Source organism: Ideonella flava (assembly GCF_051857595.1).
GTDB lineage: Bacteria > Pseudomonadota > Gammaproteobacteria > Burkholderiales > Burkholderiaceae_C > Ideonella.
The window spans coordinates 236,534-262,394 of the sequence record NZ_JBPZHD010000012.1 but is presented as its reverse complement, the minus strand read 5'-3'; the positions used below and the strand labels follow the sequence as shown (position 1 = coordinate 262,394).

General features: G+C 69.2%; 23 protein-coding genes. 16 read left to right on the top strand and 7 right to left on the bottom strand.

Annotation, left to right across the window (positions count from 1 at the left end):
• Positions 1–408: 408 nt before the first annotated feature.
• Positions 409–1,842 (bottom strand): exo-alpha-sialidase, encoded by a 1,434-nt coding sequence (locus ACS5PM_RS25595; RefSeq protein ID WP_439390635.1) that lies wholly within the window; start codon positions 1,840–1,842, stop codon positions 409–411.
• A 103-nt stretch (positions 1,843–1,945) separates the two neighbouring features.
• Between ACS5PM_RS25595 and ACS5PM_RS25590 the strand changes: the two genes are divergently transcribed.
• On the top strand, positions 1,946–2,821 hold the full coding sequence (locus ACS5PM_RS25590) for a DMT family transporter (protein ID WP_439390633.1): 876 nt from the start codon (positions 1,946–1,948) through the stop codon (positions 2,819–2,821).
• 9 nt (positions 2,822–2,830) lie between these two features.
• Here the strand turns inward: ACS5PM_RS25590 and ACS5PM_RS25585 are convergent, their stop codons facing one another.
• From ACS5PM_RS25585 to ACS5PM_RS25575, 3 genes are all read right to left on the bottom strand, one after another.
• The gene (locus ACS5PM_RS25585; protein WP_439390632.1) at positions 2,831–3,823 is read right to left on the bottom strand and encodes a sensor domain-containing diguanylate cyclase; all 993 of its coding nucleotides are present in this window, start codon (positions 3,821–3,823) and stop codon (positions 2,831–2,833) included.
• Positions 3,824–3,914: 91 nt separating this feature from the next.
• Positions 3,915–4,517 (bottom strand): DJ-1/PfpI family protein, encoded by a 603-nt coding sequence (locus ACS5PM_RS25580; protein WP_439390631.1) that lies wholly within the window; start codon positions 4,515–4,517, stop codon positions 3,915–3,917.
• Between the two features lie 17 nt (positions 4,518–4,534).
• Positions 4,535–5,332: a sulfite exporter TauE/SafE family protein gene (locus ACS5PM_RS25575; RefSeq protein ID WP_439390629.1), complete on the bottom strand. Its 798-nt coding sequence runs from the start codon at positions 5,330–5,332 to the stop codon at positions 4,535–4,537.
• A gap of 68 nt (positions 5,333–5,400) precedes the next feature.
• Here ACS5PM_RS25575 and ACS5PM_RS25570 point away from each other — a divergent pair, with 68 nt between their 5' ends.
• The 6 genes from ACS5PM_RS25570 to ACS5PM_RS25545 all read left to right on the top strand — a co-directional run bounded on the left by ACS5PM_RS25570 (position 5,401) and on the right by ACS5PM_RS25545 (position 11,635).
• Positions 5,401–6,321, top strand: a complete 921-nt coding sequence (locus ACS5PM_RS25570) for an aldo/keto reductase (RefSeq protein WP_439390627.1) — start codon at positions 5,401–5,403, stop codon at positions 6,319–6,321.
• 3 nt (positions 6,322–6,324) lie between these two features.
• On the top strand, positions 6,325–7,002 hold the full coding sequence (locus ACS5PM_RS25565) for a hypothetical protein (RefSeq protein WP_439390626.1): 678 nt from the start codon (positions 6,325–6,327) through the stop codon (positions 7,000–7,002).
• 175 nt (positions 7,003–7,177) lie between these two features.
• Positions 7,178–8,383, top strand: a complete 1,206-nt coding sequence (locus tag ACS5PM_RS25560; RefSeq protein WP_439390624.1) for an efflux RND transporter periplasmic adaptor subunit — start codon at positions 7,178–7,180, stop codon at positions 8,381–8,383.
• A gap of 58 nt (positions 8,384–8,441) precedes the next feature.
• A complete protein-coding gene (locus ACS5PM_RS25555; RefSeq protein WP_439390623.1) occupies positions 8,442–9,137 on the top strand; it encodes an ABC transporter ATP-binding protein in 696 nt (231 codons plus the stop codon).
• 11 nt (positions 9,138–9,148) lie between these two features.
• Positions 9,149–10,318, top strand: coding sequence for an ABC transporter permease (locus ACS5PM_RS25550; protein WP_439390622.1), 1,170 nt, complete (start codon positions 9,149–9,151; stop codon positions 10,316–10,318).
• Positions 10,319–11,635 (top strand): ABC transporter permease, encoded by a 1,317-nt coding sequence (locus ACS5PM_RS25545; RefSeq protein WP_439390620.1) that lies wholly within the window; start codon positions 10,319–10,321, stop codon positions 11,633–11,635.
• Between the two features lie 36 nt (positions 11,636–11,671).
• Here the strand turns inward: ACS5PM_RS25545 and ACS5PM_RS25540 are convergent, their stop codons facing one another.
• The gene (locus ACS5PM_RS25540; protein WP_439390619.1) at positions 11,672–12,433 is read right to left on the bottom strand and encodes a LamG domain-containing protein; all 762 of its coding nucleotides are present in this window, start codon (positions 12,431–12,433) and stop codon (positions 11,672–11,674) included.
• A gap of 160 nt (positions 12,434–12,593) precedes the next feature.
• Here ACS5PM_RS25540 and ACS5PM_RS25535 point away from each other — a divergent pair, with 160 nt between their 5' ends.
• From ACS5PM_RS25535 to ACS5PM_RS25510, 6 genes are all read left to right on the top strand, one after another.
• Positions 12,594–13,016, top strand: a complete 423-nt coding sequence (locus ACS5PM_RS25535) for a ribbon-helix-helix domain-containing protein (RefSeq protein WP_439390618.1) — start codon at positions 12,594–12,596, stop codon at positions 13,014–13,016.
• A gap of 28 nt (positions 13,017–13,044) precedes the next feature.
• Positions 13,045–14,097, top strand: coding sequence for an extracellular catalytic domain type 1 short-chain-length polyhydroxyalkanoate depolymerase (locus ACS5PM_RS25530; protein ID WP_439390616.1), 1,053 nt, complete (start codon positions 13,045–13,047; stop codon positions 14,095–14,097).
• 208 nt (positions 14,098–14,305) lie between these two features.
• Complete coding sequence (locus ACS5PM_RS25525) at positions 14,306–16,012, top strand: amino acid adenylation domain-containing protein (RefSeq protein ID WP_439390615.1); 1,707 nt, start codon at positions 14,306–14,308, stop codon at positions 16,010–16,012.
• Positions 16,009–17,373 carry an FNR domain-containing protein gene (locus tag ACS5PM_RS25520; protein ID WP_439390614.1) on the top strand — a complete coding sequence of 455 codons (1,365 nt, stop codon included), beginning with the start codon at positions 16,009–16,011 and terminating at the stop codon, positions 17,371–17,373. Before ACS5PM_RS25525 ends, ACS5PM_RS25520 begins: the two co-directional genes overlap by 4 nt.
• 66 nt (positions 17,374–17,439) lie before the next feature.
• The gene (locus tag ACS5PM_RS25515; protein ID WP_439390612.1) at positions 17,440–18,207 is read left to right on the top strand and encodes an enoyl-CoA hydratase-related protein; all 768 of its coding nucleotides are present in this window, start codon (positions 17,440–17,442) and stop codon (positions 18,205–18,207) included.
• 155 nt (positions 18,208–18,362) lie between these two features.
• Entirely contained in the window at positions 18,363–20,096 is a 1,734-nt protein-coding gene (locus tag ACS5PM_RS25510; protein WP_439390611.1) for a hypothetical protein, read from the top strand.
• Positions 20,097–20,243: 147 nt separating this feature from the next.
• On the opposite strand, the gene ACS5PM_RS25505 is transcribed toward ACS5PM_RS25510, so the two are convergent.
• Positions 20,244–21,671: a Crp/Fnr family transcriptional regulator gene (locus ACS5PM_RS25505; RefSeq protein ID WP_439390610.1), complete on the bottom strand. Its 1,428-nt coding sequence runs from the start codon at positions 21,669–21,671 to the stop codon at positions 20,244–20,246.
• A gap of 438 nt (positions 21,672–22,109) precedes the next feature.
• Entirely contained in the window at positions 22,110–23,009 is a 900-nt protein-coding gene (locus ACS5PM_RS25500; RefSeq protein ID WP_439390608.1) for a LysR substrate-binding domain-containing protein, read from the bottom strand.
• Positions 23,010–23,140: 131 nt separating this feature from the next.
• On the opposite strand from ACS5PM_RS25500, the gene ACS5PM_RS25495 reads away from it, so the two are divergent.
• From ACS5PM_RS25495 to ACS5PM_RS25485, 3 genes are all read left to right on the top strand, one after another.
• Positions 23,141–24,109 carry a Bug family tripartite tricarboxylate transporter substrate binding protein gene (locus ACS5PM_RS25495; protein ID WP_439390607.1) on the top strand — a complete coding sequence of 323 codons (969 nt, stop codon included), beginning with the start codon at positions 23,141–23,143 and terminating at the stop codon, positions 24,107–24,109.
• Positions 24,110–24,201: 92 nt separating this feature from the next.
• Positions 24,202–24,900: an RraA family protein gene (locus ACS5PM_RS25490; RefSeq protein WP_439390605.1), complete on the top strand. Its 699-nt coding sequence runs from the start codon at positions 24,202–24,204 to the stop codon at positions 24,898–24,900.
• The gene (locus ACS5PM_RS25485; RefSeq protein WP_439390603.1) at positions 24,897–25,820 is read left to right on the top strand and encodes an NAD(P)-dependent oxidoreductase; all 924 of its coding nucleotides are present in this window, start codon (positions 24,897–24,899) and stop codon (positions 25,818–25,820) included. Before ACS5PM_RS25490 ends, ACS5PM_RS25485 begins: the two co-directional genes overlap by 4 nt.
• The last annotated feature ends 41 nt before the right edge of the window (positions 25,821–25,861 follow it).

The window sequence follows — 25,861 nt, the reverse complement described above, 5'->3', positions numbered from 1 at the left end:
TGGGCTGCCCCAGCGCCCGCGGATGCTTGCCGCCGATGATGGCGAGGTACGGATCGTTGTAGAGGTAGTGCAGCTCGGCGCCCCACCCGATCCAGATGGGCTGGCGCGAGGTGAGCATGATCCGCACGACCGTCTTCAGGCTGCGCGGCCAGTCGCGAGCCGGGCCCAGCGGGGTCGCCGACCAGTCGCGCGCGCGCATGAGCGCACCGAGCTCGCCGCCCCCGGCCAGGAAACCCAAGTCGGCGCCGGCTTCGTTGCCGGCTCCGAGGTGTGGCTCGGCCGATGGAAGACGACCTTCCCTCGCCAGCCCTGCGTTCGACGACATGGGCAGGCGCGTGGCAATCGACGTACCTGGCCACGCGGCGGCGGGGCCGCCATCGGCCCGGCCGGCTGGACCCTGAGGGTCTGTCAGGGGATCACCAGCTCGCCGGTGCGGACGCGCCGGTCGCCCTGCGCCGAGAGCACCGGGTCCTTCGTGACCGCGAGCGGGTAGCTCTGCGCGGCAGTCACCGGCACCATCGTGGAGAACATGGATTCCCGGAAGGCGCCGTCCTTCTTCGGCCGCGCGACCGCGTACACCGGCACGGCGTTGTCGCCCGAGAAGGAGGTCGAGATGTAGTCGCCCACCATGAGGCCCTGGCTGGTGTTGGCCAGGTCGCTCAGGGCCATGGGGCCGGCGAGGGTCTGCGGGGCGCTCCAGTGCGCGCCGCCATCGATGGAGGACACGAAGCCCACCGACAGCTGGCAGGTGCTCAGGCTGCAGTTGGCGTCCGGATAGAAGTAGTAGGTCAGCGCGAGGCGGGCGGAATCGCCCGAAGTGGTTCGGTCCACCGCGAGGCCCGGGATGAAGTGATCGACTTTGCTGGAGACCGGGTCGATGGGGATGCGCACCGGAGCCGTCCACGTCTTGCCGTCCTTGGACGTGCTCATCACGATGTCGTTGGACGCACAGCCGGCGCGGAACCGGCAGTCCTGCCACACCGTGTAGACCTTGCCGGCGCCGTCGATCTCGGCCGAGGGCAGGGGCTCGGTGCGCAGGTTGCCGGCCACGCCGTGGTCGCTGATGCCGGACACGAGCACCGAGGCCTGCCAGGTCTTGCCGCCGTTGATCGACCGGTAGGAGAGGATCGCATCGGCGAAGGCGCTGAGGGTCGGAACGATGACCTCGCCGGTCGGCTGGACCAGCGGCTGGCCGCCCAGGCCGGTGGCGGCGTCCTTGGTGGTCTTCTCCGGCCCCCAGGTCTTGCCCCCGTCCGAGGAGGTGCTGCTCAGCAGCAGGTCGCCGCTGAAGGCCTCGTCCCAGGTGACGTAGCACTGGCCGTAGTAGGTGCTGGTGGAGGTGTTGTCGCAGGCGACCCAGGTCTTGTCGTAGAAGGCGTTCGTGGTCGAGACGGTGACCGGCGCGCCCCAGCTCAGGCCGCCATCGGTCGAGCGGCTGATCAGCACGGCCAGGCCGGTGCCACCGTTCAACGCGAGCGAGGCGATCAGCCAGGTGTCGTGCCTTTCGTCGTAGGCCACGGCGGGGTCGGAGATGCGCTGGTACGGCCCCGGCGGAACGCTGTTGACCGTCGTCGAAGGCAGGAAGCCGTGGACCCAGCTGGCCCCGCCGTCCTGCGAGGTCGCCCAGCCGATGTCGGATGAGCCCCCGTCGAAGAAGCGCCCGGTCTGGAAGGCCGAGACCACCGTCGAGCCATGAGCGAAGGTGTCCGGCTCGACCTGCGTGGCGTGCTGGCTGTCCGCGTTGGTGAAGGGATCCTTGCTGATCCGCCCCGCGGCGCCGGCCGTGCCGGCGGCTGCCAGCCCGCAAGCGAACAGGATCCACAGGTTCGTCATGGGGCGCATCGCGATCTCCTGGCCGTCGGGTAAGGGATGCGGACACTAGTCCCCAGGGCGCACAGCGTCAACGAAGCGCGGCCGTCAATTTAGGTGGGGCATCATCGGCGTCATGCCGGCGAATCCCGTGGCGTCGCGAGCGCTGCCCCTTGCCTTCGTGCTGTTGTGGTCCACGGGGTTCATAGGCGCGAGGCTCGGATTGCCGCATGCGGGTGCGCTGACCTTTCTCGCCCTGCGCTTCCTGCTGGTGCTCGTGCTGATGCTCGGTCTCGCGCTCGCGGCGCGCGCGCCGTGGCCCGCAGGCTGGCGCGCGTGGGTGCACATCGGCGTGTCGGGCCTGCTGGTGCATGGCGTGTACCTCGGCGGCGTGTTCCTCGCCATCGGCCGCGGCCTGCCGGCGGGCATCACCAGCATCGTCGTCGGACTGCAGCCCCTGCTGACGGCGCTCGCGGTGGGCGCGCTGTTCGGCGAGCGGATAGGGCCGCGCCGGTGGCTGGGACTGGCGATGGGCTTCTCGGGCGTGGCGTTGGTGGTCCTGGGCCGCGGAACGGGCGGCCTGGGCAGCGACTTCGCGCTGGATGCCCTCATCCCGGCCGTGACCGCGCTGCTGGGCATCACGGCCGGCATGCTCTACCAGAAGCGCTGGTGCCCGCGCTTCGACTGGCGCACGGGCGCGGTGGCGCAGTTCCTGCCGACGATGATCGCGACCGGCGCGGCGGCCGCGCTCACCGAGTCGATGCAGGTCGAGTGGACGCCCGAGTTCTGGATCGCCCTGGGCTGGCTGGTGCTGGTGCTCTCGCTGGGCGCGGTGAGCCTGCTCAACCTGCTGATCGCGCGCGGCTCGGCGGTGGACACGGCGAGCCTTTTCTACCTGGTGCCGCCGTGCACCGCGCTGTTCGCGCACCTGCTGTTCGGCGAGACCTTGCCGGCGATGGCGCTCGTGGGCATGGCCTTGGCGGCCTGGGGCGTCTTTCTCGCTCGCCGTTGAGCCCGCGCCTCACGGCTCTTCCGGCTCCGGCTCGCCCGCGGTGGCGCGGCGCTTCTCCTGCTTGCGGCGGTACATCAGCGTGTCGGAATCGTGCAGCCATTCGTCGACGCTGCGATGGATGGCGGGATCGATCTTGACCGTGCCCACCGAGAAGCGGATCGCCTGGTCCGCGGGCAGGCTGGCGTTGCGTTCGTCCACTGCCTCCTGCAGGCGCCGCTGGATGGGCGCCACGGCTTCGGAGCAGTAGGTCATCAGCACCACGAACTCGTCGCCGCCGAGCCGGGCGATCACATCCGAATCCCTGAAGGCGTGCACCAGCACGTTGGCGAAACGGCAGATGAGCTCATCGCCAGCCGCGTGCCCGAAGCGGTCGTTCACCGTCTTCAGGCCGTCCAGGTCGAAGAACGACAGGCAGGCCGTCTGCTTCACGCGCCGGCACATCGCCAGCGCCTGCTGCGCCAGGGCGATGAAGCCGCGGCGGTTCGACAGGCCGGTGAGGTCGTCGGTCGTGGCCAGGCGCAGGGCCGCGAATTCCTGCTCGGTCATCTCGGCGAGGTCGCGCAGCAGCGCGTGATCCTCCGGACTCAGGGTCCGCGGGGTCCGGTCCATCAGGCACAGGGTGCCTATCTTGCTGCCGTCCGGCGCGTGCAGCGGGCAGCCCGCGTAGAAGCGCACATGCGGCTCGCCGGTCACCAGGGGGTTGTCGTGGAAGCGCGCGTCCGCCGCGGCATCGCTCACCTCCATGATCTGGTCGCCGAGGATGGCGTGGCCGCAGAAGGAGACTTCGCGCGGCGTCTCGCTCATCTCCAGGCCCTGGTGCGACTTGAACCACTGGCGGTCCTCGTCGACCAGCGAGATGCTGGCCATGGGCACGTCGAACAGGCGCCGCGCCAGGCGCGTGATGCGCTCGAACCGCTCTTCGCTCGGCGTGTCGAGCAACGCCAGGCCACGCAGCGCGGCCAGGCGGGCCGGCTCGTCGATGGGCAAGGGGGCGGCTTTCATGCTCGGCCGATCGTGGCACTCGCGCCGGCCGGCCGCCAGTGCGGGACGAGGGATTCCCCTTTTGACCCAGGTGGCATGGAACTCGCCGGGCTCAGCCAGGAAGGAACGGGGTGATGTTGCCGATGGCCTGGGCCACGTAGGCGTCCTTCTCGCCCACCGGGGCGACGTAGTGCAGCGCTGCCGCGGCTGCTTCGCGCCCTTGACTTCGGGCGATGACCCACGCGGCCAGGTACGCCGAGGCGAGGCACCCGCCGGCCGTGGCGACATCGCCTCGCGCGAAGAACGGCTGGTTCAGCACCTCCACGCCGGCTTCCTGCACCCAGGGCTTGGTGGTCAGGTCGGTGCAGGCGGGCACGTCGCCCAACAGGCCGAGCCGCGCCAGCACGAGCGTGCCCGAGCATTGCGCGCCGATGAGCTGGCGCCCCGGCTGCAGGGCCACGCGTGCCATGAGCTCGGGGTCGCGGACGATCTCCCGCGTCTTCATGCCGCTGCCCACGATGACCGCATCGGCCGACGAGGCTTCTTCGAGGGTCGACTGGGCCCGCACGGTGACGCCGTTCATCGAGGTGACCTCGGGCGCCGGGCAGCACAGGCTGACGCGCCAGTCCGGCTTCTTCACGCGGTTCAGGATGCCGAGCGCGATGAACGAATCCAGCTCGTTGAAGCCTTCGAAGGTGAGGATGGCGATGTGCATCGAAAGTCCCCGTGGGGTCAGAGATAGGTCCAGAGCATCTTGGTCGCCAGCACGTACAGAAGGGCGGCGAAGATGCGACGCAGCACGGGCACCGGCAGCCGGTGCGCGGCACGTGCGCCCAGCGGCGCGGTGAGCACGCTGCCGGCGACTATGCCCAGCAGCGCCGGCACGTAGACGAAGCCCAGCGACATCGCTGGCAGGTCCGCCACCTGCCAGCCGCTGAACACGTAGCCGGCCGTGCCCACCACGGCCACCGGCATGCCCAGCGCGGCGCCGGTGCCGATGGCGGTGGTCATGGCCACGCCGCAGAAGAGCATGAAGGGCACGGTCATGAACGCCCCGCCGGCCGAGACGAGCCCGCACACCACGCCGATCAGCACGCCGATCGCCAGCAGCGCGCCCGGCCTCGGCAGGGTGCGCCCGGCGGAGGGCTTGCGGCCGAGCAGGATCTGCGTCGCGCCCGCGTACACGACGGCCGCGAAGGCCAGCGCGAGGGCGCGCTGGGGCACCCAGCCCGACAGTGCCGTGGCCAGCAAGGTGCCGACGACCATGCCCGGCCCCATGCGACGCACCAGCGCCCAGTCGACCCCGCCGAGCTGATGGTGCGCGCGCACGCTGGCGGTGGACGTGAACATGATCGAGGCCATGCCGGTGCCCAGCGCCAGGTGCACGGTGTGGCTGGGCGCGAACTGCTGTGCGGTGAACATGGCGGCCAGCATCGGCACCATCGTCATGCCGCCGCCTATGCCCAGCAGGCCGGCGAGAAAGCCGACGAAGGCGCCGGTGGCGACGTAGGCGAGCAGCCAGGCAGTCATCGGGCCAGTATCGCCGCCAATGCCCATCACGCCGAGGTGTGATCGGCCGGCTCGCTAGGCTTGCCGCCATGCCGCACGACCCGATGCCGCGCCGCCGATTCATCGCCGCCCTGGCTGTGGGCACGGCAGCGCCGGAGCTGGCCGGGCAGTCGGTCGAATCACCGGTGACGACTCGCCTCATCCCGACGTCGCGGCAGGCCCTCCCGATCGTGGGCCTGGGCAGCTGGATCACCTTCAATGTCGGCCGCGACGCGCAGCTGCGCGAGGAGTGCACGCGGGTCGTCCAAGCCTTTCTCCAAGGCGGCGGCCGGGTGATCGATTCGTCGCCGATGTATGGCTCGTCGCAGGAGGTCATCGGCCAGGCGCTGCGCACGCTGAACTCGGCCTCGCAGGTGTTCGCCGCCGACAAGGTGTGGACGAGCGAAGGCGCCGAGGGCGCTGCCCAGGCCGAGAACTCGCGCAGGCTCTGGGGCGTGCCGCGGTTTGCCCTGCTGCAGGTCCACAACCTGCTGAACTGGCAGGCCCATCTGCCGATGCTGCTGCGCATGAAGGCCGAGGGCCGCGTCGGGCACGTCGGCATCACGACTTCCGAAGGCCGTCGGCATGAAGAGATGGAGCAGCTGATGCGCACGCAGCCGCTGGACTTCGTTCAGTTCACCTACAACCCGCTCGATCGCGAAGCCGAGCAGCGCCTGCTCCCGCTGGCCGCCGATCGCGGCATCGCGGTGATCGTCAACCGCCCGTTCCGGCAGGGCGAGCTGACTCGGCGACTGCAGCGGCGGCCCTTGCCGGCGTGGGCGGCCGAGGCGGGGGCGAGAAGCTGGGCGCAGCTGCTGCTGAAGTTCATCCTCGGTCATCCGGCGGTGACCTGCGTGATCCCGGCGACGACGCAGGTCGCGCATGTTCGAGAGAACCTCGCCACCGCGCGGGGCCCGCTGCCCGACGAGGCCCTGCGCCGGCGCATCGCGGCGCACCTGCAGGCGTTGTGAGCGATGCCCCAGTGGTGGACGTACGAGCTCGCCGATGCGCAGATCTTTTCCGCGCGGGCCCATGACCGGCTCGTCGAGCGCTGCATGCGCGAGGCCTGGCCGGCGCAGCCGATGCTGCTGGCGCTGGGGTTGTTGGTGCTGGTGCTGCTCTGGAAGAGGCCCGGGCTCGGTGCGCGCGCTGTTGCCATCGCGGCGGCGCTGGCGTGCGCCTCGGTGGCCGCGTGGTGGCTGCCGCAGTGCTATGCCGAACTGCACTGGGCGGCGGGCTGGATGGCCGGCGGCTTCGCGCTGCAGGCGCTGCTGCTGGCCGTCGCCGGTGCATGGCCGGGCGCACTGCGTCGCGTCACGTCCAAGGGCGTCCGCATCTGCGCCCTCGCGCTGTTCGCCTTCGCGCTGCTGGTGATCCCCTGGTTGTCCATCTCCGAGGGCGGCAGACCCTGGCGGGCGGAGGTCATCGGCCTGATGCCTGCACCGGCGATCGCGGCGAGCCTCGCCGTCGTTCCGCTGGCCACGTTTCGCTGGCGGCTGGTGCTGCTGCCACTGCCGCTCGCCGGCACGCTGCTGGAGGCCCTGACGACGGCCTCCACCGGGCGAGGCCAGTGGATGCTGCTGCCGCTCGAGGTGACGGTGCTGGCCGTGATGCTGCTGGCCGGGCGAGGGCGCGGCGAGACGGCGGGCTGACCCCGCGTTCATGGGGATGAAAGGCCGGTGCATCCGGTCTGACCCCTGCTACGATCCGCCCGCTCCGGCATGACCACCCTTGCCGGACTTTGCCCGCGAGAAGGCGCCGACCCGGCCTGGTTCTCGAGGCCTCGTTAGCAGGGAGCCCAACATCGACACCGGACTGCTGAAGGAGTTGCGCATCGACGGTGCGCAGCGCGAGGATCACGACGGCGGGCCGCCGAAATGGCTCTGGGGCCTGCTGGCCGGCCTGGTCGCCCTGGCCCTGCTGGGCGCCGCGGCCTGGTGGACCCTGGCGGGCAACAGGCCCGTCGCCGTGCAGACCGTGACCGTGCGTGCCAACGGCCAGGGCCCTTCCGCCGATGCGGTGCTGCAGGCCACGGGTTATGTGACGGCGCGCCGTTCGGCCACGGTCTCGGCCCAGATCACCGGCACGCTGACCGAGGTGCTGATCGACGAGGGCTTCCGCGTCAAGAAGGGCCAGGTGCTGGCCCGCCTGGAGGACAGCGGGCTCAAGGCCGGGCTGGCGGCGGCCGAAGCGCAGGCGCGCAGCGCCCAGGCCACGGTGAGCCAGTTGCGCGCGCAGCTGGCCCAGGCCGAGGCCGACGCCCGCCGCCAGGCCGAGCTGGCCGCCCAGGGCATGACCACGCGCCAGACCCAGGAGCAGACGGCGACGGCGGTGAGGACCACCGCCGCCCAGCTCGAAGCCGGGCAGCGCCAGGCCGAGGCCGTGCAGGCCCAGCTCGTGCAGGCGAGGGTGAACTTCGACTACGCCACCGTGCGCGCCCCCTTCGACGGCGTCGTCACGGCGCGTGCCGCGCAGGTAGGCGAGATCATTTCTCCGTTCTCGGCCGGCGGCGGCTTCACCCGCTCCGGCGTGGGCACCATCGTCGACATGGATTCGCTGGAGGTCGGAGTCGATGTCAACGAGGCCTACATCGCCCAGGTCAAGGCCGACATGCCCTGCGAGGCGGTGCTCGACGCCTATCCCGACTGGAAGATCCCCGCCCACGTGGTGGCCGTGATCCCCAGCGCCGACCGCGGCAAGGCCACCGTCAAGGTCCGCGTGGCCCTGGACCAGAAGGACGAGCGTGTCGTGCCCGACATGGGCGTGCGCGTGAGCTTCCTGTCGGCCAAGCCCAAGACACAGGCCGCGCCAGTGCCTGGCGTGCTGCTGCCGCCCGAGGCGCTGGTGCAGCGCGAGGGTGGCAACGCGGTCTTCGTGGTGAGCGAGGGCCGGGCGCAGCAGCGTGCGGTCACGCTGGGCGCCGATGTCGGCAAGTTCCGTCTGGTCACCCAGGGCCTGAAGGCGGGCGAGACCGTCGTCGTCTCGCCGCCGGCCGAGCTGAAGAACGGTTCCAACGTCGTGAGCAAGGAATGAATTCGCCGACGGGCCGACCCCGGGGCGAACACCGCAACGCGAAGCATGGAGTGATGCAATGACCCGTCTGATCGAGATCCGTGACCTGTCCAAGACCTACACCCGCGGCAAGCAGAAGGTCGAGGTGCTGCACCACATCGACCTCGACGTTGGCCAGGGCGACTTCCTCGCGCTGATGGGCCCCTCGGGCTCGGGCAAGACCACCTTGCTCAACCTGATCGGCGGGCTGGATGCGCCCAGTGGCGGCTCCATCGACATCGCCGGCGAGCGCATCGACCGGTTCAGCGGCGCCCAGCTTTCCAAGTGGCGCGCGGCCAAGGTCGGCTTCGTGTTCCAGTTCTACAACCTGATGCCCACGCTGTCGGCGCAGAAGAACGTGGAGCTGCCGCTGCTGCTGACCAGGCTCTCGGCCGCCGAGCGCAAGAAGCGCGCGGCCATCGCGCTGCAACTGGTGGGCCTGGGCGACCGCACGACGCACAAGCCGACGGAGCTGTCGGGCGGCCAGCAGCAGCGCGTGTCCATCGCCAGGGCCATCGTCTCCGACCCCACGCTGCTGGTCTGCGACGAGCCCACGGGCGACCTCGACCGCCAGTCGGCCGAGGATGTGCTGACCCTGCTGCAGGTGCTCAACCGCGAGCACGGCAAGACCATCGTGATGGTGACCCACGACCCCAAGGCCGCCAGCCGGGCCAGCCACACGCTGCACCTCGACAAGGGCACCCTCGTCGAGCAGGCCGAGACCATCGCGGCCTGAAGGGGAGCGCCATGAAATATCTGCATCTCGTGTGGGCGGCGCTGTTCAGGCGCAAGCTGCGCACCTTCCTGACCCTGGTCTCCATCATCACGGCCTTCCTGCTCTTCGGGCTGCTGGATGCCGTGCGCGTCGGCTTCGACCAGGCGGGCCAGAGCGCCAACGGCGCCACGCGGCTGCAGACCGGCTCCAAGCTCAGCTTCATCCAGCTGCTGCCCATGTCGCTGGGCTCGCGCATCGCGCAGGTCGATGGCGTCAAGGACACCACCTACGCCAACTGGTTCGGCGGCGCCTACCAGGATCCGCACAACCAGGTCTTCAGTTTCGCGGTGGCGCCCAACTACCTCGACATCTACCCCGAGATGGAGGTCTCGGCCGAAGGGCGCAAGGCCTTTGCCGAGACCAAGATGGGCGTGCTCGTCGGCGACGTGCTGGCGAAGCGCTTCGGCTGGAAGGTCGGCGACCAGATCCCGATGCAGTCCACCATCTTCCCGGACAAGTCCGGCAGCCTGAACTGGCCCTTCAAGGTGGTCGGCCTGATCCACGTGTCGGACACCAAGTCGGCCGGCTGGTTCAGCCAGATCCTGCTGCTGCGCTGGGACTACTTCGACGAGACCACGCCCTGGAACCGCGGCCAGGCCGGCTGGTACGTGACGCGCGTGAAGGACGTGAACCAGGCCGACCGCGTGGCCAAGGCCATAGACGCGATCTCGGCCAACTCCGACCACGAGACCCGCACGCTGACAGAGCAGGCCGCCACGGCCGCCTGGATGAAGCAGCTGGCCGACATCAACCTCATCGTCACGTCCATCATGGGAGCGGTGTTCTTCACGCTGCTGCTGCTGTCGGGCAACACGATGATGCAGGCGGTGCGCGAGCGCACCAACGAGATCGCCGTGCTCAAGACGCTGGGCTTCTCGGGCCAGAGCGTGCTGGCGATGGTGCTCGCCGAGTCCATGCTGCTGCTGTTGCTGGGCGGCTGCATCGGCCTCGGGCTGGCCAGCGCCATCGGGCCCGCCGTCGGCCAGGCCAGCGGCGGCGCGCTCATCCTGCCCGCTGCGGGCCTCGCGAGCTGGGCCATGGGCGTGGGGCTGATGCTGTTGTTCGGCATCGTCGTGGGCGCGCTGCCGGCCTTCAATGCCATGCGCCTGAACATCACCGACGCGCTCGCCGGGAGAGCTTGAATGAAGTTCCTCAAAAACCTCGGACTCTTCCTGCTGACCGTCGTCGCCCTGGTCGCCTGGGTGCTGCTGCCCTGGCAGGGCGCCTTGGCGCTGCTGCTGATCCTCGCGCTGTGGCTGTTCGTCTTTCGCGGCGGCGCGCAGGCCCGCTCGGTGGCCGCGGTGGGCATCAGCACGCTGAGCCAGCGCCTGGGCTCGTCGGCGGTGATCGTCGTCGGCATCGCCGGCGTGGTGGGGGTGCTCGTCGCGCTGCTGGCGATGGCCGAGGGCTATGCGCAGACGCTGCGCAACTCGGGCGGGCTGGACACGGCCATCGTGCTGCGCGGGGGCTCGGCGGCCGAAGTGGCCTCCGGCCTGGGCCGCGAGGAAGTGGTCCAGATCTCGCAGGCCGCCGGCGTTGCCCGCGGCGAGAAGGGCGAGCCGATCGCCTCGGGCGAGACGGTGGTCGCGGCCAACCTGCCGGTCAAGGGCACCAAGACCGACGAGGAGGGCAGTGCCCAGGTGCGCGGCGTCGGCGAAGAGGCCTTTGCCGTGCGGCCGCACCTCAAGATCGTCGAGGGCAGGCGCTTCCAGCCGGGGCTGCGCGAGCTGATCGTCGGCAAGGGCGCGGTACGCCAGTTCGAGGGCCTGAACGTCGGCGCCACCATCAAGCTCGGCAACCAGCCGTGGACGGTGGTGGGCCTCTTCGCCTCGGGCGATGCGATGGAGTCGGAGCTGTGGGGCGATGCCACCGTGGTCAACGACGCCTATGGGCGCGGCAGCGGCCGCAACTCGGTCACCGTGAAGCTCACGAGCCCGGCGGCCTTCAAGGAGTTCAAGGACGCGCTGGCGGCCAACCCGCAGCTCAGGGTCGACGCCAGCACCACGCTGGACTTCTTCGCCAAGCAATCCGAGAAGATGACCCAGATGCTGCGCATCATCGGCATCACGGTAGGCGCCATCATGGCCGTGGGCGCGGTGTTCGGTGCGCTCAACACCATGTTCGCGGCGGTCGCTTCGCGCGCCCGCGAGATCGCCACGCTGCGCGCCATCGGCTTCCGCGGCCTGCCAGTGGTGGTGGCGGTGATGCTGGAGACGATGTTGCTGGCCTTGATAGGCGGTGCCATCGGCGGCCTCGCGGCCTGGGCGCTGTTCAACGGCTTCGAGGCCTCCACCATGGCCGCCGGCTCGGTGGGCAAGCTGAGCTTCAACCTGAGCGTCTCGCCCGGCCTGCTGTGGGAGGGCCTCAAGTGGGCCCTGGCCATCGGCTTCATCGGCGGCCTGTTCCCGGCCACGCGCGCCGCCAGCCTGCCGGTGACGGCGGCGTTGCGGGAGCTGTGAGCGAAGCGCGGCTCGCGGCCGCGCGGTGCCCGCTGTTCAGGGCGGCGGCAGGAAGTCCGACGGGTCGAGCGCCACGTCGGAGATGCGCAGGCCGTCCAGGCTGCCGAAGAGGTAGGTGTCGGGGTCGTTGACGTTCCCGCTGCCGCCTATGCTCAGCCCCGGGCGTAGCCCTTTCTGCAGTTTGGCGAAGGGTCGGATCGTCGTGAACTTGGAGGCCACCAGCTCCCCGTTGATGTAGAGGGACTGCAAGCCGGTGGCGTCGTCCAGCGTCCCGGCCACGTGGACCCACTGTCTCACGGGCAGCGCGGCAGGGGAGAAGACCTGCGAGGCCGTGGCATCCTCGTTCTCGATGGTGAACTCCACCACGCCGCCCTGCAGGAAGTTCACGATGATGTAGTAGGGATCGTAGGCGTAGCGGTCATCGCCCCGGCCGATGATCGATCCCACGATGCCGGTGTTGCGGCCCCTGAGATAGACATAGGCCTCCAGGGTGAGGCTGTGCGTCAGCGCCAGCAGGGGGCTGTCCGGGACGTGGACGTGCGCGGTGCTGCCGTTGAGATGAAGGGCCAGCGTGCTGTCGGGATTGCTGACCGCGCGGTATCGGGGCCGGCCCAGGGGCGTGCCGTTCAGGCCGTTGCCGGAACTGTCCAGGATGCTCCCCTTGCCACGGGCCACCTCGCCGGACGCGCCGTTCTCGAAGGTGTAGTAGGCAATGGTCGCCGCATCGGCGGCCATGGTGGCCACAGCGCCGGCCAAAGCGATGACGAGGGTGGCGAGATGCCGTCCAGTTGGGGCCATTTGATTGCTCCCGGAGACACGGAGGACCGTTCACTCTAGGCCGCGTGCGAGAGGCTGGCTTGCGTTGGATCAGTCCAAGGCGAGCAGGGAACAGCCTTCGCCGCGTCGACGTTCACGGTTAATGATCCATCCACTTGGATGGAAAGTGTATGATGGCCTCATGCCAGCCCGAAACGCGGTCCGCGCCGCCTCCGCCCCGAACACCGACGAGAAGATCACCACCAACCTGGGTTGCGTAGACCTGGGGCAGGTGGACCTGCTGGTGCAGGAGGGCTTCTATGCCAACCGCAGCGACTTCATCCGCACCGCCATCCGCAACCAGCTGGCGGTCCATTCCGAGGTGGTTCGCTCCGCGGCCTCCCGCAGGACGCTGGTGCTCGGCATCCAGCACTACAGCGCCGCCGACCTGAAGGCGGTGAAGGACGCCGGGCAGGTGCTGGAGATACGTGTCCTGGGGCTGGCCTCCTTCGATGCCGACGTCACGCCCGCCCTGGCCCTGGCGACGATCAAGTCGATCACCGTGCTGGGAGCGCTGCATGCCAGTGCTGCCGTCAAGGCGGCCTTGCTGCAGCGCCTGCGATGAGCCGATCCACTTTCTACAAGGACACCCTTTGAACTCCACGCTTCGAGACTTGATGCTGGATGCCACGCGCTTGACGCAGCAGGGCGACCTTCAAGCCGCCACGCGGGCCATCCAGGCGGCGCTGGCGCTGACCCCGGTGGACGCCGAAGGCGAGGTCATCGACGTGGTCGCACGGACCCTCGACGAACCGCCGCCGCGGCCGGCCGCCCCCCGCCCGACCGCCCCTGTCTTCGACGATGTTCCCGGCAGCTTCGGCGCCGGCACGCACTCCTGCGCGGCCGGACAGCGCGACTTCAAGCTGTACGTGCCGCCACAGGCCGGCGAGCGGCCCTTGCCGCTGGTGGTGATGCTGCACGGCTGCACCCAGAACCCGGACGACTTCGCCGCCGGCACGGCGATGAACGAAGTGGCCCGCCGGGAAGGCTTCTACGTCCTGTATGCGGAGCAATCGCAGCAGACCAATCCGCAGCGCTGCTGGAACTGGTTCAAGCACACCCACCAGGAACGCGACCGCGGCGAGCCGGCGATCCTGGCTTCGATGACGAGGCGGGTCGTGGACACGCACCGGGTCGACCCGACCCGCGTCTACGTGGCCGGCCTGTCGGCCGGTGGCGCGATGGCAGCCATCCTCGGGCAGACCCACCCGGATCTCTTCGCGGCCGTCGGCGTGCACTCGGGCCTGGCGGCCGGCGTGGCCAAGGACCTGCCCTCGGCCCTCGCGGCGATGAACAGCGGCCCCAGCGGCCCGCCTCGCGGCAGCAAAGGGCCGCCGACCATCATCTTCCACGGCGATGCCGACACCACCGTGCATCCGTCCAACGCCCAGGCGATGGAGCAGGCCCTGAGGGGCGGCACCCACGGGAGCGCCGCCAAGATCGACCAGCCGGGCAAGCGACCCACGACGCGCCACGTCCATCACCTGCCGGACGGCCGCACCCGCCTCGAGTATTGGCAGGTGCATGGCGCTGGACATGCGTGGTCCGGTGGCACGCCGAAAGGCTCGTACACGGACCCGCGAGGGCCCGATGCCAGCGCCGAGATGGTCCGCTTCTTCTTCCAGCACCGCACCGGCTCGCACTGATCGAACGCATGTCGTGACCCCCTCGCCGCGAGCACGGACGAGGGGGTGCTAACCCCTAGGTTCCAGGCAACCGCTCGGCGCCTGAGCTGAACCTACCGCAAGACCACGACTCGGGTCGCCGTGCGTGATGCATGGACGGCACGCGTGGTCGGACGTGGGCCTGCGCGTGAAGCGCCGGCCCGTGGATCAACACGCGTAGGGGAAGATCATGAGAACGGCATCGGACGAAAGCGCAGCACGCGCAAGCGGCATCTGGTCGGGCGTCGCGTCGGCGAGGCGACTTCCAGCGCTCGACGTGGCGGCGGCATCGGAGGGCCGGCAAGAGACGCCGGCCGCGAGGCGTTTCTCTCGCACCGCGATGGCGTCGCTGTCGCTGGCCGACCAGCAGCGCTTCGAGAGCTTTGGCCAGGGGCCTAACGCGGCGCTGCCGCACCGCTGCATCCACCACGCGATCGAGGCGCAGGTCGATGCCCGGCCCGAGGCCATCGCCATCGAGCACATGGGCGAGCACCTCAGCTATGCGGCGCTCGACGCGCAGGCCGATCGACTCGCCCATCTGCTGTCCTCGCATGGCGTGATCGCCGGTGATCGCGTGGCCCTTTTCGTCCACCGTTCGATCGCCATGGTGGTGGGGATCCTGGCCGTGTTGAAGGTGGGTGCTTCGTATGTGCCGCAACACGTCGGGCATGCCAAGGAGCCCCAGCTCCGGCACGTGATGAAGGTGGCGGACACGCGCGTCGTCCTCACCTTGAGCCACCTGCGCGAGCAGGTGCCCCTGCCGCCCGGGGGCGTGTGCATCGCAATCGACGAGGTGATGGCCGGGGCGATGGCCCCACCGCAGCGCTTCAGGCCGCACCGTGCGCTCACCGGCGCCGATGGCTGCTTCACGCTGTTCACCTCCGGCACCACCGGCATGCCCAACGGCGTGCAGGTCACGCACCGGAACGTGTGCAACATCCTGCTCACCGAGCCGGGCAGCCTCGGCATGCGGCCGGGCCTGAAGGTCTCGCACATCCTGGCCATCGCCTTCGACATGGCGGCGTGGGAGATCCTCGGCTGCCTCGCCCACGGGGCGACGCTGGTGATGCGCGGCGCCAGCATCGCCGAGGCGGTGCAGCAGGCCGACATCGTGATCGCCACGCCCACCATCCTCAGCGCCCTGCAGGCCGATGCGTGCCGCAACGTGCGCACGGTGGCCGTGGCCGGGGAGCCTTGCCCCCAGGCGCTCGCGGACCAGTGGGGCAGCTTCTGCACCTTCTACAACTCCTGTGGCCCGACCGAGACGACCATCGTCAACACCATGCAGCGCTACGAGCCGCGGCAGCGTCGGCTGACGATAGGCGCGCCCACGCCGAACAACACCGTCTACGTGCTCGACGAGCAGAAGCGCCCTTGCGCCATCGGCGAGATCGGCGAGATGTGGGCCGGCGGTGCGTGCGTGTCCGAGGGCTATCTGCACAACGATGCGCTCAACGCAGAGCGCTATGCGCCAGACCCCTTCCTCGGCGGTGGCCATCGGATGTTCCGCACCCGCGACCTCGGCCGCTGGACCGAGGACGGAGAGCTGGAGCATTTCGGCCGGGTCGACGACCAGGTCAAGGTGCGCGGCTTCCGCGTCGAGCTCGATTCGGTGGCGAGCGTGCTCGAGAGCGCGCCCCACTGCCAGCGAGCCGCCGCGCTGAAGTTCGACGACCGCGGCCTGGTGGCCTTCGTCTCGCCGCTGGAGGTGGACGCCGAGGCGGCGCGCGATCTGGTCGCGGCCACCTTGCCCTACTACTGCGTGCCTATGGCCGTGTTCGCGCTCGATCGCCTGCCCATGACCGACCGCGGAAAGATCGACAAGCGTGCGCTGATGGAGCTGGCGCGCGTGTCGCCGCTGCTCGCCGTGGATCGCGCCAAAGAGGTGGCGGCATGACGGACCCACAGACCCAGGCCCAGGCGTTGGGCGCGCCGCTGCAGGGCCGGCCTCCCCGCCTTTCCGGCGCCTTCAGGCGGATCGCCTCTCACCCCTGGCTGATCCAGTACCACCGCCTCGTGGCCCTGGTGATCGGGCTCAACCTCTGGCTGCTCGGCACGGGCCTGGCCGAGGACGGATGGTGGTGGGATGCCACGCACCGGCTGCAAAGCCTGAGCCATCTGGTGCTGGCCCACTTTGCCGTCGCGGTCCTCGTGCGCCAGCAGTACGTGGTCAACCTGCTGTTCTGGCTGGCCACGCGGGCGCCGACGAGCTGGCCGCTGGCCGTGCGATGGCAACTGGCCAAGGTGTTCCATTTCGGCGGCCTGCACAGCGGCTGCGCGACCGTAGCCACCGCGTGGTTCGCGTTGTTCACGGGAACGGTCCTCGTCCACGCGTGGCGCGGCCTGCCGGGCGTGTCGGGGGCACTCGCCGGCGTGAGCGTCGTGTTGGTGGCGTTGCTGATCGGCATCGTCGTGATGGCCCTGCCGAAGATTCGGGCCCGCCTGCACAACCAGTTCGAGCTGGTGCACCGCTTCGGCGGCTGGACGGCGCTGGCGCTGTTCTGGGTCCATGCCTTTCTCTTCGTCGATGCACAGCGAGGCGCCACGGGCTTCACCGAAGCCTTGTGGGCCTCGCCTGCGCCGTGGTTGTTGATCGCCATCTGCTTCAGCATCGCCCTGCCGTGGCTGCGGCTCAAGCGTGTGCGTGTCGAGACGGTCAAGCCGTCATCGCATGCGGTGGTGGTGCGCTTCAACCACGGCGAAACGCCTTTCCCGGGCTCGTCGACCGCCATCAGCCGCCACCCGCTGATCGAGTGGCATTCGTTCGCCAACATCCCCACGCCCGGCGAAGAGGGCTTTCGGCTCATCATCTCGCGGGCCGGGGACTGGACCGGGCGCTTCATCGACGAGACACCGCGGCACGTCTGGGTCAAGGGCATCACGACGGCAGGCGTGGCGAACATCGAGACGCTGTTCAGGAAGGTCGTCTACGTGGCCACCGGCAGCGGCATCGGGCCGGTGTTGCCGCACCTGCTCGCGCAGCGCGTGCCGATGAAGCTGATCTGGTCGACGCGCAGCCCGCGCAAGACCTACGGCGAGGCGCTGGTCGAAGAGATCCTGGCCGCGCAGCCCGACGCGCTGATCTGGGACACCGATGCGCGCGGCAAGCCCGACCTCGTTCGCCTGGCACTGGCGGCGCTGCGCGAGTCGGGCGCCGAGGCGGTGATCTGCATCGCGAACCAGAAGCTGACGCGAGACGTGATCCAGCAGATGGAGCTCCGCGGCATCCCGGCCTATGGCGCGATCTGGGATTCGTGAGCTCGCGCGCCGACTTGCACCCGAATACATCGCCGCCCAGGCGAGCCACTTCTGAAAGGATCCCAAATGGACAACGTCCTCATCGAACGCCACGGCGGCGTGGTCTTGGCCCGCCTGAACCGGCCGAAATCCTTGAACGCACTGAGCACCGACCTGATGCACGAGCTGGTCGAAGGCCTCACGCACCACGACCGTGACCGCAGCGTGGGCTGCTTCGTGGTGACGGGCTCGGACACCGTCTTCGCCGCCGGCGCCGACATCAAGGAGATGCGCGACCAGTCGTACATGGACATGTTCCACGCGGACTTCTTCGCCGGCTGGGAGGCCTTCACTTCATTGCGCACCCCCAAGATCGCCGCCGTGGCCGGGCACGCGCTGGGCGGCGGCTGCGAGCTGGCGGTGATGTGCGACCTGATCTTCGCGGCCGACAACGCCCGCTTCGGCCAGCCAGAGATCAAGCTCGGCGTGATCCCGGGCATGGGCGGCTCCCAGCGCCTGACGCGGCTGGTGGGCAAGTCCATGGCGATGGACTTGGTGCTCACCGGCCGCGCTCTCGGTGCCGAGGAGGCACTGCGCTCAGGCCTGGTCTCTCGCGTCGTCCCGGTGGCGCAACTGATGGACGAGGCCATGGCGGCGGCGCAGCTGATCGCGAGCCACGGCAAGGTGGCCGTGATGGTGGCGCGCGAGGCGGTCGAACGCGCGCTGGAGGTGAGCCTGCGCGAAGGCCTGCTGTTCGAGCGGCGCACCTTCCACGCCCTGTTCGCGACCGAGGATCAAAAGGAGGGCATGAGCGCCTTCACCGGCAAGCGAACGGCGAGGTTCAGCGGCCGCTGAGCCGGCCTGGTCAAACGTCAACAACGCTCAACGCCGCTTCGGACCGCACTGGCCGGATCGCGGCTGCGGAGGGAAGCTGGCGGTCGCATCCGTTCGCTGCGGTCGTCATGCCGGCCGCGGACCGGCCTTCTGGACTCACCACGGAGAACCTCCGAATGAACGATCGCCTGCACTGCCCGCGCGCGCCTCGCGCAGCCGTGGGCCTCCTGGTCGCTGTCGCGATGGGTCTGGCGATGGCACAGGCTCCCGGCTCGGCCGCAGGGCCCGGCCACGATCCGCAAGCGGCGGCCGAGCTGCTCGCGGGGCTGCCGCCGGTGCCGGCAGCGCTGGCGCCGCCCGTGGAAGGTCCGGTCGCACCGCTGCATGAGCAGGCCGAGAAGGGGCTCGCCCGGACGTACGCCGGCATGCGCACCGACGTCACGACCTACCACTACGACAACTTCCGCACCGGCTGGAATCCGACCGAGACCGAGCTCACGCCGGCCAAGGTCGGCGGGCCGGCCTTCGGCCTGCTGAAGACGCTGAACGTGGACGGCAGCGTGTTCGCCCAGCCGCTGCTGGTCTCCAGGTTCAAGTTCCCGGATGGCAGCATGCACGACGTGCTGCTCGTCGCCACGGCGCACAACTCCGTCTACGCCTTCGATGCGCAGAGCTACGAGGTGCTCTGGCAGGTGAACCTCGGCCCTTCGCAGGCCACCACCGACATCGGCTGCTTCGACGTGCATCCGGAGTACGGCGTGATGGCCACGCCGGTGATCCGCCGCACCGCCGGCGGCCAGGCGACGGTCTACCTCGTCGCCGCCACCAAGTCCGCCAAGGGCGTTTTCCACACGCGCCTGCACGCGCTGGACCTGGCCACTGGCGCGGACGTGACCCGGCCGGTGGAGATAGCGCCCTCGGCGACGCTCAGCGACGGCTCCCTGCTGAGCTTCGACGCCAGGGCCCAGTGGGTGCGCGCCGGCCTGACCTTGACGCCGGACGGCATCTACCTGGCCGTCGGCTCGCACTGCGACCAGAACGCCGGCCAGATCAGCGGCTGGATGCTGCGCTACGGCCCGGACCTGGCGCTCAGGGGCGCGTTCAACACGATCGAGACGCCCGCCGGCCTGGAGCTGGCGAGCTTCTGGAGCAGCGGCTTCGCGCCTGCGGCCGACACCGACGGCACGCTGTTCGCCATCACCGGCAACGGCAACTTCGACAAGGGCGGCAAGGACTGGGGCGAAAGCGTGCTGCACCTGTCGGCCAACGTGAAGAAGGTGCAGGACTTCTTCACCCCCGCCGCCTACAACGGGCTGAACAACGCCGACCTCGATTTCGGCTCCGGCGGCGTGATGCTGCTGCCCCTGCAGGCGGGGCAGATCGCGCCCCCACTGGCCGTGGCCATGGGCAAGGATGCCGTGCTGTACCTGCTGGACCGAACCAACCTGGGCCACATGCGCCCAGGCGACAAGGGCGCGCTGCTGGCCCAGCGGCTGGCGGGCAGCGGCGGCGGCGTCTGGGGCGGTCCCGCGTCCTACACCGGGCCCTCGGGCCAGGTCGTCTTCTACCAGTTGAACGGCGGCCCGATGCGTGCCTTCTCGGTCGACGCGGGCCACAAGCCGAAGCTGACCCAGGTGGCCCAGGGCACGACCACTTCGAGCCAGGGCGGCTCCACCCCCATCGTCTCTTCCAACGGCGTGCTGCCCGGTACCGCCATCGTGTGGACGATCCGCCGCGGCAACCCCATGACGCTGGAGGCCTACGACGCCGCCACGCTGGGCGCCCCGATCTTCTCGGCCGCCGCGGGTGCGTGGACGGCGGGGCGGCCGTTCCAGACGGCAATGCAGGCCAATGGGCGGGTGTATGTGCCGGGCTCGGGGACGGTGACGGTGTTTGGGTTGACGAACTGAAGGGGCTCTAACGCCGAGAGCGTACGGGTAGGTTTCTCAGGCCCTCACTGCGATTGGCTCTTCCATGAGATAGGCCCCTTTGGGGCCGCCTACGGCCGCTGCACGCCGGGCTACTCGCGGGCCATCTCCGGCGCCTTCTGGAGCAAGTCAGACAGGCGGCATGCGGGGCAGGAGATCCGGGTTCAAAAGCGAGAGTTGTGCACTCGTGCGGCGGATCACCTCCTGCTGCTCCAGCAGCCTGAACTGGCGCGAGACGGCCTGGCGGGTCGTCCCCAGCCACTGCGCGATGTCTTCCAAGGTGAAGCGCGCGGCGAGGCCGGGTCCCGGCCCGCCAGTCAAGTCGAAGTGGTGGTGCATCTGCCAAAGCCACACTCCGACCCGCGTCTCGATAGGCCAATCGAAGGAGACGGCCTGCTGCGTAGCCCGGATCTGCTGCTTCGCGAGCAGTCGCACGAGCATCAGCCGCAGGTCCAGGCATCGGTCGAACAGGGCGCGGAAGTCGTTCGCCGGCAGACCGATCAGCGTGCTGGGAACGAAGGCAAGGGCATTGAACAGGCTTGGGGAGCCATAGATGAGGTCCTGGTGGCCATACCAGCTGCCGGGTGGCAGCATGGCCACCGGACAACGCGTCCCGGGATCCGTGCCGCTGTCCAGCAGGATCGCGCCATCGACGAGCAGCCAGCAGGCCACGGGCCGTTCTGCGGCGGACATCAGACTCTCGCCGGCCGCCATGCGCTTGACGACGCTTCGCTCGAGGATGTCCTGCCGCAGCGGGGCGGGAAGATCCGCCAACCAGCGGCCGGCCAAGACGCTGGCAAGCTCGGAGGCCCGCAGCGCCAGCGCCGCGCTGTGGCCGGCGGGAATCACCGCCTGTTCTTCGGGAGGGCGGTGGTCGGCATAGGGCGCCTCGACGGCGCGGACCTCGGCCGTCATGGCCGCCTCCAGCTTGTCGATGTCGGGCACCAGCAGACCCTTTGCGAGGCGCCGGATCAGGCCCTCCTGCTCCAGCGTCTTCAAACCCTCGGACCAGGCCTGGGTGCTGACGCCGTGGGCCTGCGCCAGCGCAACCTGGCTGAAGCGTTTCGGCAGCAACAGGTGGCCGTCGACGTACTGCGGGGTGACGTGGCGGACGATCTCGATCAGCCACAGCAACTGGCGCTGCCGGAGCGTGGCGTGCTGAGAGGCGGCGACAGCCTGCATCGCACGCCTGAGGTTCAGTGCGTTGGCAATGGCCAACTGGCGGGTGAACTCGGGAAACCGCGTGCAAAGGACGGTCAGGTCATCGGCGTGCACTGCGGCGATGGTGGTTTCGCCCTCGGCACGAACCTCCACTTCGCTGCGCCGGACCGCGAGAGGGTTGTAGAGGTTGATCCAGACGCCCGCGGCCACCCAGTTCGTGCATTGCAAGTCGGCCGCGCCAGGCCGTCGCATGAAAACCTGGGCGCCGCCGCTGGCGATGCCGATCCAATGGTCCACGTCCTGGCCCAGCCGAAGGATCCGCTCACCAGGCGGGACGCGCCGCACGCGTAGGCGGGCCAGGATGGCGTCGGCCAGCGGCGCCGGCAGGCGGGACATGAAGCTGCCGCGGGCCAGCTGATCGCGCTCTTGCGCACTGAGCGGCCCGTCGTGGCCGCTGGGGAGCGAGACAGGAGATTGTGGAGCAGGGGACTCTGACATGGCTTGCGCCATGCTAGCGTCCTCGGCTCACAGCGGTTCAGTGCTCAGGCGATGCTCTGTGAGCTCCGTCGGCGTGACGCCCGGGTGGGTTGCGAAAGGCCAGCTGCAGCGCGCGCTCGGTCACGCCGAGGCGGCCAGCCGCCAGGGCCGTGAACCTGGCGCGCCGCCGTCTCTCGGACAGTGGCCATCGCCTCGTGCCCTCACGTGACAGCCGGGCTTACCAGCGGCCGCTTTGGGCCACGTCTGCGAACTGAACCGCAAAGCGGTCACCTGATCGCTCCCGCTGAACCGCGAGGAGCGAGCGTGCGGTGCGGCAGGAGAAGGTGTCTCGAAGGGCTACGTCGGCTCGCGGTCCTGTACTGCGGCGAACAGTTCGATGAGCCGCGACGCCGCAGGCGACAGGTAGCCCTTTTCGCGGTAGGTGACAACGAGCCGCCTGCGCATGACTGCGTCCTTGACGGGTACCTCTTTCAGTATCGCCTTGCCGACATGCCCGGAGAGGTGCTGTCGAGAGATGAAGCTCAGCAGTCCCGTTCGTGCGATCAACGGCGGAAGCAGCAGCAGCATCGTCGCCTCGACCTGCACTTGCGGGCGGGGTAGGTGCTTGCGATCGAAGGTGTGATCGAGCCAATCGCGAGTGGGTGCGCCGGGTGGTTGCAGCGCCCAGCGGTACCGCGTCAGGTCCCTCAACGTCGGCCTGCTGCCGCTGAACAGTTCGTGGTTGGCACTCGCAGCAACGACGATGGCGTCCTCGGCGAGGACTTTCGAGACATAGCCAGCCTCGGCCGGGCCCTCTGTGCCGACCATCAAGTCGAGCTCGCCTGCTCGCAACTGCGGTTTCAGCGTGTCGATGAGCCCGACGACCGTCGTCAACGTCACCTCGGGCGCCTCATGCAACAGCTGTCGCGCCACCTCGGGCAAGATGAACTGCGCCGCCGTCGGCACGATGCCGATGCGCACATGTCCCGTCAGTCCCTTGCCGATCGAATGCAGCTCGCGCCGGGCGTCCTCGACGTCGAAGCGCATCCGCCGCGCCCACTTCAGCAGGACCTTTCCCCCCGCGGTCAGCCGGATCCCGCGTCCCGCCCTCTCGAACAAGGGCACTCCGTAGTCTTCTTCAAGGCGCCGGATGCTGCCCGTGAGTGCGGGCTGAGACCGATGCAGTTGCACGGATGCACGACCGACATGCTGCAGCTCAGCGATGGTCTCGAAATAGCGCAGGTCTCGCAAGTCCATGTCAAAAGTCCCGTTGATGAATAGCAAAGAACAATCGATTGGACTGTAGGCCATCCGAGGTCAATACTGAAGCCCATCAAGACGCGCCCAGAGACTCCACGAGGCGCCCGACCCCTAACCGGAGACAAACGATGCAAGCTTCCCGCCGCCTTTTGTTCGCGCTCGCCGCCAGCACCCTCACCACCAGCGCGTTCGCGCAAGCGTGGCCCGCCAAGCCGATCCGACTCGTCGTGCCCTTCCCGCCGGGCGGAGGCACGGACATCATTGCCCGCGAGACCAGCCAGAAGGTCGCGGCAGCCACCGGCTGGACCATCGTCATCGACAACAAGCCGGGAGCCGGCGGCAACCTCGGCGTCGATGCCGCGGCCAAAGCCGCGCCAGACGGCTACACCATCGTCATCGGACAGTCGAGCAACTTGGCGATCAACCCGACGCTGTACGCCAAGATGCCCTATGACTCGCAGAAGGACCTTACGCCCATCATCCTGCTCGCCAATGCCCCGCTGGTCATGGTCACGGGGACGAACTCGCCCTACAAGACCCTGGCCGACGCGGTGAACGCGGCGAAGGCCAAGCCCGGGAGCGTCAACTTCGCGTCGCCCGGCAACGGCACCGTCGCCCACCTGACGAGCGAGATGTTCCAGAAGGCCGCCGGCATCCAGACCCAGCACGTGCCCTACAAGGGCGCCAACCAGGCGCTGACCGATGTGATCAGCGGCAACGTCGAGCTCTACATGTCCTCGGTGCCTACCCTGATCGGTCAGATCAAGCAAGGCAAGCTTCGGGCGCTGGCCGTGACTTCAGCCAAGCGCGTGGACGACATCCCCAACGTGCCGACGATCAACGAGTCGGGCTACAAGGGGTTCGACGCCGTCACATGGTTTGGCCTGCTCGCGCCCGCCGGAACTCCGAAGGACGTGATTGCAAGGCTGAATGCCGAGTACAACAAGGCGCTGAAGCTGCCTGACCTCAGCAAGCGACTGAGCGATGAAGGGGCGGACCCCGCCGGCGGAACGCCCGAGCAGTTCGCGACGCTGATCAAGGACGAGATTCCCCGCTGGGGCAAGGTCGTCAAGGAATCCGGCGCGAAGGTCGACTGAGCAAATCGACCGACGCCAGGGCCTTTGCCCAGGCCTGCCGGGGCCATTGTTCAGTTCGCCGGCAACCACCCTCTCACCGATTGGAGATTCACATGAGTCAAGCCGCTGCATTGCCCGACGTGATCCGAGACTTCGAGCGCATCGATAGCGCCTTGGTCGACCAGGCCGCGCAGTTCCCTTCGTCGATCCTCGCCGACGTAGCCGGCCGGCGTGGCGCGCTGAGCGGACGCATCGCGCCGCTCGATCCGACGATGAAGTTCGCAGGCCCGGCGCTCACCGTGGAAGTGCGCCCTGGCGACAACTTGATGATCCACGCGGCCCTGGCCATCGCCAAGCCGGGCGACGTCATCATCGTCGACGGCAAGGGTGATCTCTCCAGCGCCCTGATGGGCGAGATCATGTGCCAGCAATGCGTCGCCCTCGGCGTTGCCGCGGTCGTCATCGACGGCGCGGTCCGCGACAGCGTGGCCATCCGGGAGCTGGGCTTTCCGATGTATGCGGCGGGTCTCAACCCCAACGGCCCGACGAAGTTCGTGCCCGGCCGGCTGAACCACCCGATCTCGATCGGCGGCGTGAGCATCAAGCCCGGCGACCTGGTGGTGGGCGACGCCGACGGCGTGACCGTCATCGAGCGCGAGAAGGCGGCCGCGATGCTGCCGCTGGCGGTCAAGAAGGTCGCCGACGAGACGCAGCGCATCGCCGACATCAAGGCCCGCAAGGCATTGCGGCCGAAGTGGCTCGACGGCGCGCTGCGCGCCGCCGGCGTCATCCAGGAAGGGGAGTCGCTGTGAGCGCCGAGAAGCCCGTTTTCCTGGTCACCGGCGCCGACCTGGCGAGCGACGCGCTCGCGCTGCTCCGCGACTATCAGGTGGTGTTCGCCGGCAAGACGCCGACCGAGGATGAAATCGTCGCGCTGTGCAAGCAGCACGACCCGGTGGCAATCATCGTGCGCTACAGCAAGGTGGGCGCTGCTGCGATGGATGCGGCGCCGAGCCTCAAGGTCATCTCCAAGCACGGCAGCGGCACCGACACGATCGACAAGGTCGCGGCGACGGCGCGGGGCATCAAGGTCGTCGCGGCGGTCGGCGCGAATGCAGCAGCAGTTGCCGAGCAGGCGCTGGCGCTGCTGCTGGCCTGCGCCAAGTCGGTAGTCACGCTCGACCAGCGCATGCACGCCGGCCACTGGGACAAGGCGACGCACAAGAGCGTGGAGCTCGAGGGCCGCACGGTCGGCGTGGTCGGACTCGGCGCGATCGGTCAGCGCTTTGCCCGAATGGCAGACGCAATGGGCATGCGCGTACTTGGCTTCGATCCGTATGCCACGGAGCTGCCGGCCTATATCCAGAGCGCTGACCTAGAGACCATCTGGCGCGAGTCCGACGCGATCTCGTTGCACTGCCCGCTGACGGCCGACAACGCCAAGCTGGTGAACGCGAAGACCCTGGCAGCCTGCAAGAAGGGCGTGATCATCGTCAACACCGCGCGCGGCGGGTTGATCGACGAGGCCGCTCTGCTCGAGGCGGTGCAATCGGAGCAGGTGGCCAGCGCCGGCCTCGACAGCTTCGCGGTCGAGCCGATGACGGCACCACACCCTTTCCACGGCGAAAAGCGCATCACGCTGAGCCCGCACATCGGCGGGGTCACCGCCGACGCCTACGTGAAGATGGGCGTCGCCGCTGCGAGAAACGCGCTCGCCGTCCTGAACGGCTGAACGGCTGAAGGGTGAGCGGACCATGGCGTCGGCGGCGGCAT

Bases quoted from the DNA above. Each gene is read 5' to 3' on its own strand.
- ACS5PM_RS25595 (WP_439390635.1), bottom strand. From the start codon at position 1,842: ATGCGCCCCATGACGAACCTGTGGATCCTGTTCGCTTGCGGGCTGGCA.
- ACS5PM_RS25590 (WP_439390633.1), top strand. From the start codon at position 1,946: ATGCCGGCGAATCCCGTGGCGTCGCGAGCGCTGCCCCTTGCCTTCGTG.
- ACS5PM_RS25585 (WP_439390632.1), bottom strand. From the start codon at position 3,823: ATGAAAGCCGCCCCCTTGCCCATCGACGAGCCGGCCCGCCTGGCCGCG.
- ACS5PM_RS25580 (WP_439390631.1), bottom strand. From the start codon at position 4,517: ATGCACATCGCCATCCTCACCTTCGAAGGCTTCAACGAGCTGGATTCG.
- ACS5PM_RS25575 (WP_439390629.1), bottom strand. From the start codon at position 5,332: ATGACTGCCTGGCTGCTCGCCTACGTCGCCACCGGCGCCTTCGTCGGC.
- ACS5PM_RS25570 (WP_439390627.1), top strand. From the start codon at position 5,401: ATGCCGCACGACCCGATGCCGCGCCGCCGATTCATCGCCGCCCTGGCT.
- ACS5PM_RS25565 (WP_439390626.1), top strand. From the start codon at position 6,325: ATGCCCCAGTGGTGGACGTACGAGCTCGCCGATGCGCAGATCTTTTCC.
- ACS5PM_RS25555 (WP_439390623.1), top strand. From the start codon at position 8,442: ATGACCCGTCTGATCGAGATCCGTGACCTGTCCAAGACCTACACCCGC.
- ACS5PM_RS25550 (WP_439390622.1), top strand. From the start codon at position 9,149: ATGAAATATCTGCATCTCGTGTGGGCGGCGCTGTTCAGGCGCAAGCTG.
- ACS5PM_RS25545 (WP_439390620.1), top strand. From the start codon at position 10,319: ATGAAGTTCCTCAAAAACCTCGGACTCTTCCTGCTGACCGTCGTCGCC.
- ACS5PM_RS25540 (WP_439390619.1), bottom strand. From the start codon at position 12,433: ATGGCCCCAACTGGACGGCATCTCGCCACCCTCGTCATCGCTTTGGCC.
- ACS5PM_RS25535 (WP_439390618.1), top strand. From the start codon at position 12,594: ATGCCAGCCCGAAACGCGGTCCGCGCCGCCTCCGCCCCGAACACCGAC.
- ACS5PM_RS25525 (WP_439390615.1), top strand. From the start codon at position 14,306: ATGAGAACGGCATCGGACGAAAGCGCAGCACGCGCAAGCGGCATCTGG.
- ACS5PM_RS25520 (WP_439390614.1), top strand. From the start codon at position 16,009: ATGACGGACCCACAGACCCAGGCCCAGGCGTTGGGCGCGCCGCTGCAG.
- ACS5PM_RS25515 (WP_439390612.1), top strand. From the start codon at position 17,440: ATGGACAACGTCCTCATCGAACGCCACGGCGGCGTGGTCTTGGCCCGC.
- ACS5PM_RS25510 (WP_439390611.1), top strand. From the start codon at position 18,363: ATGAACGATCGCCTGCACTGCCCGCGCGCGCCTCGCGCAGCCGTGGGC.
- ACS5PM_RS25505 (WP_439390610.1), bottom strand. From the start codon at position 21,671: ATGTCCCGCCTGCCGGCGCCGCTGGCCGACGCCATCCTGGCCCGCCTA.
- ACS5PM_RS25500 (WP_439390608.1), bottom strand. From the start codon at position 23,009: ATGGACTTGCGAGACCTGCGCTATTTCGAGACCATCGCTGAGCTGCAG.
- ACS5PM_RS25495 (WP_439390607.1), top strand. From the start codon at position 23,141: ATGCAAGCTTCCCGCCGCCTTTTGTTCGCGCTCGCCGCCAGCACCCTC.
- ACS5PM_RS25490 (WP_439390605.1), top strand. From the start codon at position 24,202: ATGAGTCAAGCCGCTGCATTGCCCGACGTGATCCGAGACTTCGAGCGC.